Genomic DNA, 12224 nt, shown 5'->3' on the forward strand with positions numbered 1-12224 from the left:
GGGTCAGTACCTGTTGACCTGGGGCGGATCGGGCAGGGGGAAGCCAGAGGAACCCAGGGCGCCCTGGAGCGCGCGCTCCCACGAGCCGTCGGCGATCATCTGCTCGATGGCGTCGTTGATCTTGCTGCGCGCGGCGTCCATGCCCTTGGCCAGGCCCACCCCGTACTCCTCGGTGGTGATGGGCGTGCCCACAACCTTGAACTCGCCGGGGTATTGGGCGGCATAGCCGGCGAGAATGATGTCGTCGGTGGTCAGCGCATCCACCTTCCCGCGGGCGAGAGCCTCGACACAGGACGAGTAGCTATCGAACTGCTGGAGCTGGACGCCGGGGAAGTACTTCTGCGCGTTCACGGCCGAGGTCGATCCGGACACTGAGCACAGGCGCATACCGTCCTGGAGCGGGTGCTCGTCGCTGATGCGATCATCGTCCGCGCGGACGAGGAAGGACTGGCCAGCGGTGTAGTAGGGGCCGGCGAAGTCCACGGCCTTGAGCCGACTCTCGTTGATGGAATAGGTGCCGACGATGAAATCGACCTCGCCGTTCTTGATCAGCGTCTCGCGCTGCGCGGACGGCGCCTCCTTCCACGTGATCTGGTCCGGCTGCACGCCGAGGTAGTTCGCGATGTATCGGGCGACGTCGATGTCGAAGCCGGTCATGGCCTTGTTCGGGTTGCGGAGGCCAAGGCCGGGCTGGTCGTATTTGACGCCGATGATGAGGCTGCCTTCGGCCGCGTCGGTCAGGGGATCACGGGGCTCGGTGCTGCCGCAGGCGGTGAGTGCGAGCATGGCCACCGTGGCCGCGGCGGCCAGTGCCAGTGTTCTGCGCCGGCGGGGGGGCCGGAGGAAAGAGGGGAATATTCGCATTGTCAGTTCTCGCTCAGTGTCCGTGGATCTTGCCGAGGAAGTCGCGGGCACGCGCAGTCTCCGGCTCGCTGAAGAATTTCTTAGGCTCGGAGTCCTCGATGATGCAGCCGTCGGCCATGAAGATGATGCGGTCGGCGGCCTTGCTGGCGAAACCCATCTCGTGGGTGACGACGATCATCGTCATGCCCTCGCGGGCGAGCTCGACCATCACTTCGAGGACCTCGTTGACCATCTCGGGGTCGAGGGCGGAGGTTGGCTCGTCGAAGAGCATCACCTTCGGGTCCATCGCGAGCGAGCGGGCGATCGCCACGCGCTGCTGCTGGCCGCCGGAGAGCTGGGCGGGATATTTGTCCGCCTGGTTGGCGATGCCGACGCGCTCGAGCAGCTCGCTGGCGCGCTTGCGGGCGTCGTCCTTCTTCATCTTGTGGACCTTGATCGGCGCAAGCATCACGTTCTCCAGCACCGTCTTGTGCGCGAAGAGGTTGAACTGCTGGAAGACCATGCCCACCTCGGACCGCAGCTTCGCGAGGGCACGGCCCTCATCGGGCAGCACAGAGCCGTCAATGGCGATGGTCCCCGAATCGACGGGCTCGAGGCGGTTGATCGTTCGGCACAGTGTCGACTTGCCGGAGCCGGACGGGCCGAGCATCACGACGACCTGGCCAGTCGGGACCTCCAGGTTGATGTCTTTGAGAACATGCAGGTCACCGAAGTGCTTGTCGACGGATCGGATCGAGATCATCGACGTTGATATGGCGCCGCCGGCAGGTACGCCGGCGGACTCTCGCGTAGTCATGGTGATCAGACTATTGCCCGGCACCACCAGTTGACCAACGTATTCTGATTCTATGCGCGGGGGCGGCGTCCAGCCCTGAACCCGGCGGCTGGGTTGCGGCGGCGATCAGCAGTATCCTAGTGGCTGTTGAGCGCAGTGTGAGAGCCATTGTAATTTTTTGATAGCGCAGGAATCGAGGAACTTCAGTTGATGTCAGAGATGACAGCGACATCCGTCCGCCCCGGTGGCCAGGAGGGTGGGCTTGGCCGCGAGCGGAGCTATGAGATCCGCACTTATGGCTGTCAAATGAACATTCATGACTCCGAGCGCCTGTCTGGCTTGCTGGAGGAGTCGGGATATGTGCGGGCTGCGGCGGGAGCTGCCGCGGACCTTGTGGTGTTCAACACGTGCGCGGTGCGCGAGAACGCGGATAATAAGCTCTACGGCAACCTCGGTCAGCTGCGTCCGGCCAAGTTGGCCAACCCCGACATGCAGATCGCGATCGGCGGCTGTCTCGCGCAGAAGGACCGCGCAATCATCACCGAGCGGGCCCCCCACGTGGACGTCGTCTTCGGGACGCACAACCTCGGCTCGCTGCCCGTGCTCCTCGAGCGCGCCCGGCACAACAAATCCGCCGAGGTGGAGATCCTCGAGTCCCTGGAGGCGTTCCCGTCGACCCTGCCGGCGCGTCGGGACTCGACGTATGCGGGCTGGGTGTCGATTTCGGTCGGCTGCAACAACACCTGCACCTTCTGCATCGTGCCGGCCCTGCGGGGCAAGGAGGTCGACCGGCGGCCCGGGGACGTGCTGGCCGAGGTGCAGGCGCTCGTCGCCGAGGGCGTGCTGGAGGTCACCCTGCTGGGACAGAACGTCAACGCCTATGGCGCGTCGTTCGCGGACCCCGGCCAAACCCGCGACCGCGGCGCCTTTGCGGCCCTGCTGCGTGCCTGTGGGCAGGTCGAGGGGCTGGAGCGGGTCCGCTTCACCTCCCCGCACCCGGCCGAGTTCACCGACGACGTCATCTATGCGATGGCCGAGACCCCCAACGTGTGCCCGCAGCTGCACATGCCGTTGCAGTCCGGCTCGGATCGGGTCCTGCGCGCGATGCGGCGCTCCTACCGCAAGGAGAAGTTCCTCGGGATCATCGAGAAGGTCCGGTCGGTGATGCCGCACGCCGCGATCACCACCGATATCATCGTCGGCTTCCCCGGCGAGACAGAGGAGGACTTCCAAGAGACCCTCGACGTCGTCCGGCGCGCCCGGTTCACCAGCGCCTACACATTCCAATACTCGATCCGGCCCGGCACCCCGGCCGCCACGATGCCCGATCAGATCCCCAAGGCCGTCGTCCAAGAACGCTATGAGCGGCTCGTCGCGCTGCAGGAGGAGATGAGCCTGCAGTCCAACCGTGAGCAGATCGGCACCGAGGTGGAACTGCTCATCGCCACGGGCGAGGGGCGCAAGAACGCGCAGACCGAACGGCTCAGCGGCCGCGCACGCGACGGCCGGCTGGTGCACTTCCTACCCGCCGGGACGCCCGAGAGCCCGGTGGCCGCGGCGGATCTGCGCCCAGGGGATGTCGTGACCACAACGGTCACCGGTGCCGCCCCGCATTTCTTGATCGCCGACTCGGCCGTGCTCAGCCATCGGCGCACCCGCGCCGGCGACGCCCATGAGAGTGGCGTCACGCCGCGGACCGCGCCGATCGAGATCGGACTAGGGTTGCCGACGGTCGGTGCGCCCCAGGCTCTGCCGGTGGAGGCCGGATGCGGAATATAGGCGCACGCCCGAAACGACGAGGATTTGCCAAGATGAGGTGCCGGAGATGAGTGAGAAGATGCCAGCTGAGCTGGAACCGTTCCGCAAGGACTTCGAGCGGGCGGAGAAGAAGGTCAGCGGGGAGATCCAGCCCGGCCTGCGGGGCGTGGTGCTAGCGGTGCTGATCGTCGCTCTGCTGGGCTCGTTCGCACTGCCGCACGTCGGCGCGGCGAACGGCTGGGAGGTGATCTCCGGCAGCGCGTCCGCGCAGAAGGAGGCGATCGCCTTCACCTCGGAGATCTTCCTGTGGATCGCGCTGATCTTCGGCGGCCTACTGGGCATCCTCACCCTCGTGACCCGCCGGTGGGCTCTGGCCTGGGTCGTGTCTGCGGGCACCACCATCGGGATCGTGTTCGGGGTCCTCGCTATCTGGTCGCGCCAGACCACCAGCCAGAAGCTGGCCGGTCCGGACTCCAGCAAAGAGTCCCTGGAGGGCGCGGCGCACCTGGCCGGACCGGGCATCGGGCTGATCGTGATGCTGATCCTGATGGTAGTGCTGACTTACATGTGGCTGCGGGTCGTCTGGACCAAGACCTCGCTGCAGTTCGCGGCCGAGCAGGAACGGCGTCAGCACGCGTCGGACGACGACGACGAGCTCTACAACCAGTCGCGTCTCGGCCGGCCGGACCGACCCCGCGAGTAGTTCCACCAGTTCGGCCCAGCCGGGCACAACGTAAACGCCGCGGTGGTCCACTCATTCGAGTGGACCACCGCGGCGTCTCGCGTCCTGCTCTAGCGCTCGTTGACGGCGCCCTCGGCGGCGTCCGCCCACTCCTGCCACTGCTTGGCCTGGGCGCGAGCCTTCTCCGCGTCCTTCGCCTTGCCCGCGGCCTCGGCCTTGGCGGCCTGCGCCTCGAACTGGTTCACGCGGTCGCGGAACTGGGCAGCGCGTGCGAGCGCCTCGGGGTCGGTGCGACGCCACTGCTGGTCCGCGGCCTCGCGAACCTTGGTCTCGACCGCCCGCAGCCGGCCCTCGAGGTCATGCATTCGCTCGCGCGGGACCTTGCCGATGTCCTCCCACCGCTCCTGGAGGTTGCGGAGCGCGGCGCGCGCGCTGTCGAGCCCCGTCGCGGGGTCGATGCGCTCCGCCTCGGCCAGCAGAGACTCCTTGGCGGTGGCGTTGGCCGCGAACTCCTTGTCGACCTCGGCGTTGGCGACCTTACGATTCTCAAAGAACGTGTCCTGCGCCTGTTTGAACCGCTCCCACAGTGCGTCATCGGTGTCGCGGGGCGCACGGCCGGCCAGCTTCCACTCGGCCATCAGGTCGCGGAACGCCGCGGCGGTGGGGCCCCAATCCGTTGATGCCGCCAGCTTCTCCGCCTCGATCGCGAGGTCCTCCTTGCGGTGCTTCGCGCCAGCGCGCTGGCGGTCCAGGTCCGCGAAGTGCGCGCCGCGGCGACGGTTGAACGCCTCGCGGGCCTTCGAGTACCGCTTCCACAGCACGTCGTCGGTCTTGCGGTCGATGCCGCGCAGCGTCTTCCACTCGTCCAAGATCTCCCGGAGCCGGTCGCCCGCGACCTTCCACTGGCTGGCCTCGGCGGCGATCTCCTCGGCCTCGGCCGCCAGTGCCTCCTTGCGGGTGATCTGGTCGACGCGCTGGGCATCCTTACGGTGGCGGGCCTCGACGACTGCCTCCTCGCACCCGGCGAGGACGATCTGCAGGCGCTTGTCCAGTCCATCGACATCGCCGAGCACCGCGGCGGTGGGCAGCGACTCCAGCAGCGCGGACGCGGCGCTGCGCGTCTTCCGCAGATCTGCAGTGCCAGAGCTGAGGCGAACCTCGAGCAGCTCGACCTCGGTCGCGAGATCTTCAAAACGTCGGCCGAAATGCGCCAGACCCTCGCTGGGCTCGCCTGCCTGCCAGGACCCGATCTGCCTCTCGCCGTCGGCGGTCTTGAGGAATACGTTGCCCTCGTCGTCGACGCGACCGAATTTGGCGGGGTTGTTCGCGGTGTGGTGCAGGGCGGCCGGCGGATGCGCGCCCGCAACCGGGCCGGGCTTGCCAGGCGACGGCCGCGGACCCGGGATGCGGGGTTTGGCGGCCGCGGCGGCGGGGCTGGGGGCTGCGGCCGCAGGCGCTGGTGTGGGGGCGGGCGAAGATGCGGATCCGGCTCCCTCGGGTGCCTTGTCCGAGGGCTGCTCCTGGTTGGGGGGAGTCGGGTTCTCACTCATGGTTCCTCATCTCTGCCGCGCGTCACGGCTGCCTATTTAGCGGGTGCTCAGGTGTGTACCGCCGTCCATTCAACCCGGTGATGCATTCGACGGCTAGGCAAACCCCCCAATTGGCCCCGGAATAGCGTGGGGTCGGACCGCTCCAAGTGCGGGTGGCGCGCACACTTTGGCGGGTCGACTACCGTGTCTATGTGCTCACTGCCATTGGAATTGTCCCCGCAACCCCGCTCCTGGTCCCCGAATTAGGGGGTGCCGCGGCGGGTGAGTTGGCGGCCCTGCGCGAGCACACAGTGGCTGTCGCGGCGGGGCTGGCGGACCGCTGCGACCGCTGGACGGTGCTCGGCGTGCAGGGAGCCCGGGAGACGCCCGCCGCACGGTCCCTTGCCGGCAGTCCGGTGGGTTCGTTCGCCGGGTTCGGCGTCGACGTCCGGGTGTCGCTGGATGGCGCGCCCGCCCCGGCGGTCACCGATGCAGCGATGCCGCTGCCCCTGCTCATCGCCGGGTGGCTGCGCGGGGCAGTCGGCGCCGGCTGCGCGGTGGCCGCGGAGCTCGTCGACGGCGCTGCCGATCCGTCGGATTGCGCGGCAGCCGGCCGGGCGTTGGCCGGCCAGCTCGCGGGCTCGCCGCTGCGCGAGGGAGTCCTGGTGGTCGCAGACGGCCCAACGACCCTGACCGCGAAGGCCCCCGGCGCGTTCGACCCACGGGCGGCGGGTCTCGACGCCGCATTGCGGGCAGCATTCGCAGCCGGGGACCTGTCATGCCTCGCAGCGCTGGATGAGGTGCTGTGCGCCGAGCTGGGTGTGGAGGGTCGTGCGCCGTGGCAGGTGCTCGCCGGCGTGGTCGGCGACGGTGCTGTCCGGGACGCTGTGGTGTTCGCCGACGCGCCATATGGGGTGGGCTACTACGCCTGCCTATGGCTGCCCGCGGGCGAGGATTCGACGGGGGTGTTGGCGTGAGAGCCGGGTGCCGTGTTCCGGTGGCCGTGATCGGGCCGACAGCGACGGGCAAGTCCGACCTGGCGCTTGATCTGGCGGAGCGCCTCGAGGGCGAGATCATCAACGTCGACGCCATGCAGCTCTACCGCGGCATGGATATTGGCACCGCGAAGACACCGGTGGCGGAGCGCCGCGGCATCGCGCATCACCAATTTGACGTGCTCGACGTCCGGACGACTGCGACGGTGGCGACCTATCAGGCCGCGGCGCGCGCCGATGTCGAGGCGATCATGGCGCGGGGTCGCACACCCATCATTGTGGGCGGCTCGATGATGTACGTGCAGGCGCTCATAGATGATTGGCAGTTCCCGGCCACCGATCCGCACGTCCGCGCACGCTGGGAGGCAGAGTTGGACCGGATCGGCATCGGGGCGCTGCACCAGGAGCTTGGCCGCCGCGATCCCGCCGCCGCGGCCAGCATCCTGGACTCCGACCGGCGCCGCGTCGTGCGCGCCCTCGAGGTGGTGGAGTTGACTGGCCAGCCCTATGCGGCGTCGATGCCCACGGTCGGCGTGCCTCGGTGGGGTGCCCGGCTCATCGGCATAGACCGCGACACCGCAGTGCTGGACCAGCGGATCGCCAGCCGGACCAGCGCGATGTTCGAGGGGGGCCTCGTCGAGGAGGTCGAGCGCCTCGTCGAGGAAGGGCTCCGGGAGGGCGTCACCGCGCCGCGGGCCATCGGCTACGCGCAGGTCTTGGGCCTGCTCGACGGCGAGTATGACCGCGCGCAGGCTGAGGAGCTGACCTTCTTCGGCACTCGTCGCTATGTCCGCAGGCAGCGCTCCTGGTTCCGTCGGGACAACCGGATCCACTGGCTCGACGGCGCGGCCCAGGACCTGGCTGGCCAGGCTCTGCGCGTCATCGCCGCTAGCATTTAGCCATGAGCACAGAGTCAACGGGCGACGGAGCGAGGCCGCATCCGCGGGTGCAATCGGTGGACCGCGCGCTGAGCCTATTGGAGCAGCTCGCGGAGCTGGGCGGCATTGCCACGCTGAGCGAGCTGGCGGATCGGTCCGGGCTGCCTGCGCCGACCATCCACCGGTTGATGGCGACGCTGCGGGATCAGGGCTTCGTCCGCCAGGAGCGCTCCCGTCGGTACGCGCTGGGCGCGAAGCTCGTGGGGCTGGGGGAGTCCGCCGGGCGGCTGCTCGGCTCGTGGGTGCAGCCCACGCTGTCCGCACTCGTCGAGGAGACCGGGGAGACAGCGAACATGGCGATGCTCGACGGCGACCAGGTGGTCTACCTCGCGCAGGTGCCCTCGAAGCACTCGATGCGAATGTTCACCGAGGTGGGCCGGCGGGTGGACGTGCACTGCACGGCGGTGGGAAAGGCCCTGGTCGCGGGCCTGCCGGAGGCCGTCGTGCGTGGGATTTTATCGCGGCGGGGCATGACGCGGCACACCATGAACACGATCGTGGACCCGGATGAGTTCATTGCGCACCTGGCGCTGGTCCGCGAGGTGGGGTTCGCCACGGATGAGGCGGAGCAGGAGTTGGGGGTCCGCTGCGCGGCGGTGGCCACGGTGGGCGACTCCGCGAAGATCGCACTGTCGGTCTCTGGCCCCGCCAGCCGGTTCTCGGCGGACGAGCGCGACGCGGTGATCCCGTTCATGCGCGGCGCCGTGGCGGGACTGGGCGAGCTGTAGTGCTGGGCAAGCGGTAGAGACGGGCCAGGCCCCGCGCCTGTCGAAGGTGCGGGGCCCGGCCGGTCTCTAGCGGGTGGTCACAGCCCGTTCGCGGCCTTGTACTCGCGGCGGCGGCGGTGCAGGATCGGCTCGGTGTAGCCGTTGGGGTCCGTGCCCTCGAGGATGAGCTCCTTCGCGGCCTCGAAGGCGATGTTGCCGTCGAAGTTGGGGGCAAGGGGCCGGTAGTCGGCGTCGCCGGCATTCTGGCGGTCCACGACGGGGGCCATGCGCTTGAGCGAGTCGACGACGAAGTCGGCGGTCACGACGCCATGGCGGATCCAGTTGGCGAGCAGCTGGCTGGAGATGCGCAGCGTCGCGCGGTCCTCCATCAGGTCGATGTCGTTGATGTCCGGCACCTTCGAGCAGCCGACACCCGCATCGATCCAGCGCACGACGTAGCCGAGGATCGACTGGCAGGAGTTGTCGACCTCCTTGCGCTTCTCCTCGTCCGTCCAGTCGGTGGACGGGGCGAGGGGGAGCTGCAGGATGTCGTCGACGCTGGCGCGAGGGCCGGCGGCGGCGAGCTCACGCTGGCGCTCGAAGACGTCTACGCGGTGGTAGTGCGTCGCGTGCAGCGTGGCGCCAGTGGGCGAGGGCACCCACGCGGTGTTCGCGCCGTCCTTAGGCTGGCCGATCTTCTGCTCCAGCATCTCGGCCATGAGCTCGGTCATCGCCCACATGCCCTTGCCGATCTGGGCGCGGCCGGGGAGCCCGGTCGCGAGGCCGACGTCGACGTTGAAGTCCTCGTAGGAGGTCTTCCAGTGGGCCTGGTTCATCTCGGCCTTGCGGATCATCGCGCCCGCGGCGGTGGAGGTGTGGATCTCGTCGCCGGTGCGGTCAAGGAAGCCGGTGTTGATGAACACGACTCGCTCGCTGGCCTCGTTGATGCAGGCCTTGAGGTTCACCGAGGTGCGGCGCTCCTCGTCCATGATGCCGATCTTGAGCGTGTTCTCCGGCAGGCCGAGGATCTGCTCGACGCGCTCGAACAGCTCGCGCGTGAAAGCGACCTCCTCGGGGCCGTGCTGCTTCGGCTTGACGATGTAGATGGAGCCGGTGCGGCTGTTGCGCAGCTTGTTGTCCGTCGCCAGGCCGGGGATGGCGCCGAGGCCGGTGACCAGCGCGTCGAGGATGCCCTCGGGCTGCTCGTTGCCCTCGGTGTCGAGCACCGCCGGGTTGGTCATCAGGTGGCCGACGTTGCGCACGAACAGCAGCGAGCGCCCGTGCAGGGCGAGCTCGCCGCCGCCGATGGCGGTGTAGACGCGGTCCTCGTTGAGCTTGCGGGTGATGGTCTTGTCGCCCTTGGCGACGGACTCGGTCAGTGTGCCGGCGTTCAGGCCCAGCCAGTTGTGGTAGCCGAGCACCTTGTCCTCGGCGTCGACGGCCGCGACGGAGTCCTCGAAGTCGACGATCGTGGTGATCGCGGACTCCATCACGACATCCTTGACTCCGGCGGCATCGGTCGAGCCGATGGGGGAGGCGGCGTCGATCTGGATCTCCAGGTGCAGGCCGTTGTTGAGCAGCAGCACCGAGGATGGGGCGGCGAGCTCGCCCAGGTAGCCGACGAGCTTGTCCGCGTCGCGCAGTCCGGTGACGGTGCCGTCAGCCAGGGTCACGGCGAGTGCGCCGTCGACGATGGCGTACTTCGTGGAGTCTGCGTGGCTGCCGGCGGCCAGCGGCGCGGCGGCGTCGAGGAACTCACGCGCCCAGGCGATGACCTTGTCGCCGCGGACCTTGTTGTAGCCCTTCCCCTTCTCGGCACCGTCAGCCTCAGAGATGGCGTTGGTGCCGTAGAGGGCGTCGTAGAGCGAGCCCCAGCGCGCGTTCGCGGCGTTGAGCGCGAAGCGAGCGTTGAGGACCGGGACGACGAGCTGCGGGCCTGCGGTCGCGCCGATCTCGGTGTCGACGTTCTCGGTGGTGGCGGCGAAGTCGGCGGGCTCGGGGACGAGGTAGCCGATCTCGGTCAGGAAGGCCTTGTATTCGGCGGCGTCCACCGGGCCGGGGGCCGCGGTGTGGAACGCCTCGATCTGGTCCGCCAGCTCCTGGCGCTTGGCGAGGAGCTCGCGGTTGCGCGGCGCGAGGTCCGTGAACAGCGCGGAAGCGCCGGTCCAGAACTTCTCGCGGTCGACGCCTGCCGCTGGCAGCGCCTCGTTGTTGATGAAATCGTAGAGAACCCGGTCCACCTGGATTCCGTCGACGGTCTCGCGATCGCTCACGGTGCTTCCTCACTCTCGGGGTCGGCTAAATCCGCCCCGCCGGGCCGGAGCTCAAACGGGGATGATTCCACCATGTGAAATCTTTGATCTGTCTAGCGAAATTCTACGCGTTGGTGTGGCAACCCGCATCAGGGGTCTACCCCTGGGCGCGCGCCGCCTTCATCAGGTCGGCGCAGCGCTCGCCGATCATCATCGTCGTGATGTTGGGGTTGACCGTGGTCAACTCGGGCATCACGGACGCGTCGGCCACCCTGAGGCCGCGCACGCCCTTGACCCGCAACTCGGGATCCAGCGGTGACATGGCGTCCTCCTCCGGGCCCATGCGGACCGTGCCCGACGGGTGGTACACCGTGTTGTGCGTGCGCCGGATGTACTCCTCGATCTCCGCGTCCGTCTGCACGGTGGGGCCGGGGTAGAGCTCCTCGCCGACCCAATTGCGCAGCGCGTCCTGGGCGGCGATCTCGCGGGCGAGCTTGATGCCGTGGACCATCACCCGCATGTCATGGGGATCGGTGAAGTACCGCGGGTCGACGAGGGGCTTGTCGCGGTAGTCCATGCTGCGCAGCCGGACGGTGCCCCGCGACCGGGCGTGGGTCACGTTGGGAGTGAGGCAGAAGCCGTTCTCGGTGGTGGGGTAGCCCTGCCGGGCGGTGTGCATGTCGAACGGGACCGAGCCGTAGTGGAACATCAGATCCGGCCGGTCCAGGCCCTCCTCGGTGGTGGTGAAAATGCCGATCTCCCACCACTGCGTGGACGTCGTCGGCATCGGCTGCTTCGCCGACCACTGGATGACGCCCTCGGGATGGTCCTGCAGATACGAGCCGACGCCGCCGGAGTCGACGAGCACCTCGATGTTGTGCTCGCGGAGGTGGGCGGTGGGGCCGATCCCGGAGAGCATCAACAGCTTGGGCGAGTCGATGACGCCGGCGGAGACGACGACTTCGCGGGTGGCGTGGATGGTGCGGGTGTGGATCAGGTCGGCGTCGAGGACGTCGACGCCGGTGCAGCGCTTGTCCGCGTCGAAGTTGAGTTTCTTCGCGCGGAGACCGGTGAGCAACGTGAAGTTCTCGCGCCCCAGGATCGGGTGCACGTAGGACACGGAGGAGGACGCCCGGACGCCGTCCTCGCGGGCGTTGATCTGGAAGAAATTGGCCCCGTTCACGACGGTCTCGCCGGTGTTGAACCTCGCCCGGGGGATGCCAGCCTGCTCGCACGCGTCCAGCAGGGCGACACCGCATGGGTCCACGGGCGGCACGGTGCGGATCCGGACCGGACCATCGTGGCCGTGCAGCGGGCCCTCCTCCGAGTTGTTCTCCAGCCGGGTGAGCAGGGGGAACGTGTTCGCGGACTCCCAACCGCGCGCCCCGAACTTCGCGGACCACTCGTCGAGGTCCTCCCGCGGGGGCCAGAACGCGATGCACGAGTTGTGGGAGGAGCAGCCGCCGAGGACCTTGGCGCGGGCATGCCGCATGAACGAGTTGCCGTGCGCCTGGGGCTCGATCGGGTAGTCCCAGTCATAGCCGGACTCCAACAGCGCCATCCAACGGTCCAACTGCAGGATCGCGTCGTCCCCCACATCGCTGGCGCCGGCCTCCACCAGCGCCACCGTCACCTCGGGGTCCTCGCTGAGTCGGGCGGCGACTACCGCGCCCGCCGATCCGCCACCGACAACCACATAGTCAAAACGGTCTTCGCTCATGTCC

At 68.4% G+C, this 12224-nt stretch carries 10 protein-coding genes; 5 read left to right on the forward strand and 5 right to left on the reverse strand.

Annotated elements, in window-relative coordinates; genetic code table 11:
* Positions 1-3: 3 nt before the first annotated feature.
* Positions 4-786, reverse strand: a complete 783-nt coding sequence (locus TBIF_RS21430) for a glutamate ABC transporter substrate-binding protein (RefSeq protein ID WP_024796789.1) — start codon at positions 784-786, stop codon at positions 4-6.
* 91 nt (positions 787-877) lie between these two features.
* On the reverse strand, positions 878-1606 hold the full coding sequence (locus TBIF_RS21435) for an amino acid ABC transporter ATP-binding protein (RefSeq protein ID WP_024796790.1): 729 nt from the start codon (positions 1604-1606) through the stop codon (positions 878-880).
* A 252-nt stretch (positions 1607-1858) separates the two neighbouring features.
* On the opposite strand from TBIF_RS21435, the gene miaB reads away from it, so the two are divergent.
* Together miaB and TBIF_RS21445 are read left to right on the forward strand one after the other, a co-directional pair.
* Positions 1859-3418: a tRNA (N6-isopentenyl adenosine(37)-C2)-methylthiotransferase MiaB gene (gene miaB, locus TBIF_RS21440; protein ID WP_024796791.1), complete on the forward strand. Its 1560-nt coding sequence runs from the start codon at positions 1859-1861 to the stop codon at positions 3416-3418.
* A 46-nt stretch (positions 3419-3464) separates the two neighbouring features.
* Positions 3465-4100, forward strand: a complete 636-nt coding sequence (locus TBIF_RS21445; RefSeq protein WP_024796792.1) for an Rv2732c family membrane protein — start codon at positions 3465-3467, stop codon at positions 4098-4100.
* 89 nt (positions 4101-4189) lie between these two features.
* On the opposite strand, the gene TBIF_RS21450 is transcribed toward TBIF_RS21445, so the two are convergent.
* Positions 4190-5629 carry a DUF349 domain-containing protein gene (locus TBIF_RS21450; RefSeq protein WP_024796793.1) on the reverse strand — a complete coding sequence of 480 codons (1440 nt, stop codon included), beginning with the start codon at positions 5627-5629 and terminating at the stop codon, positions 4190-4192.
* A gap of 191 nt (positions 5630-5820) precedes the next feature.
* Between TBIF_RS21450 and TBIF_RS21455 the strand changes: the two genes are divergently transcribed.
* The 3 genes from TBIF_RS21455 to TBIF_RS24180 are packed head-to-tail and all read left to right on the forward strand — an operon-like array spanning position 5821 to position 8269.
* Positions 5821-6585 (forward strand): class III extradiol ring-cleavage dioxygenase family protein, encoded by a 765-nt coding sequence (locus TBIF_RS21455; protein ID WP_024796794.1) that lies wholly within the window; start codon positions 5821-5823, stop codon positions 6583-6585.
* Positions 6543-7502, forward strand: coding sequence for a tRNA (adenosine(37)-N6)-dimethylallyltransferase MiaA (miaA, locus tag TBIF_RS21460; protein ID WP_051461708.1), 960 nt, complete (start codon positions 6543-6545; stop codon positions 7500-7502). Before TBIF_RS21455 ends, miaA begins: the two co-directional genes overlap by 43 nt.
* A gap of 2 nt (positions 7503-7504) precedes the next feature.
* Positions 7505-8269: an IclR family transcriptional regulator gene (locus TBIF_RS24180; protein ID WP_038172305.1), complete on the forward strand. Its 765-nt coding sequence runs from the start codon at positions 7505-7507 to the stop codon at positions 8267-8269.
* A gap of 77 nt (positions 8270-8346) precedes the next feature.
* On the opposite strand, the gene TBIF_RS21470 is transcribed toward TBIF_RS24180, so the two are convergent.
* Together TBIF_RS21470 and TBIF_RS21475 are read right to left on the reverse strand one after the other, a co-directional pair.
* On the reverse strand, positions 8347-10521 hold the full coding sequence (locus TBIF_RS21470; protein WP_024796796.1) for a malate synthase G: 2175 nt from the start codon (positions 10519-10521) through the stop codon (positions 8347-8349).
* Positions 10522-10657: 136 nt separating this feature from the next.
* Entirely contained in the window at positions 10658-12220 is a 1563-nt protein-coding gene (locus TBIF_RS21475; protein WP_024796797.1) for a GMC family oxidoreductase, read from the reverse strand.
* Between the last annotated feature and the right edge of the window lie 4 nt (positions 12221-12224).

This window comes from Tomitella biformata AHU 1821, from assembly GCF_000524475.1.
Taxonomy (GTDB): Bacteria; Actinomycetota; Actinomycetes; order Mycobacteriales; family Mycobacteriaceae; genus Tomitella; species Tomitella biformata.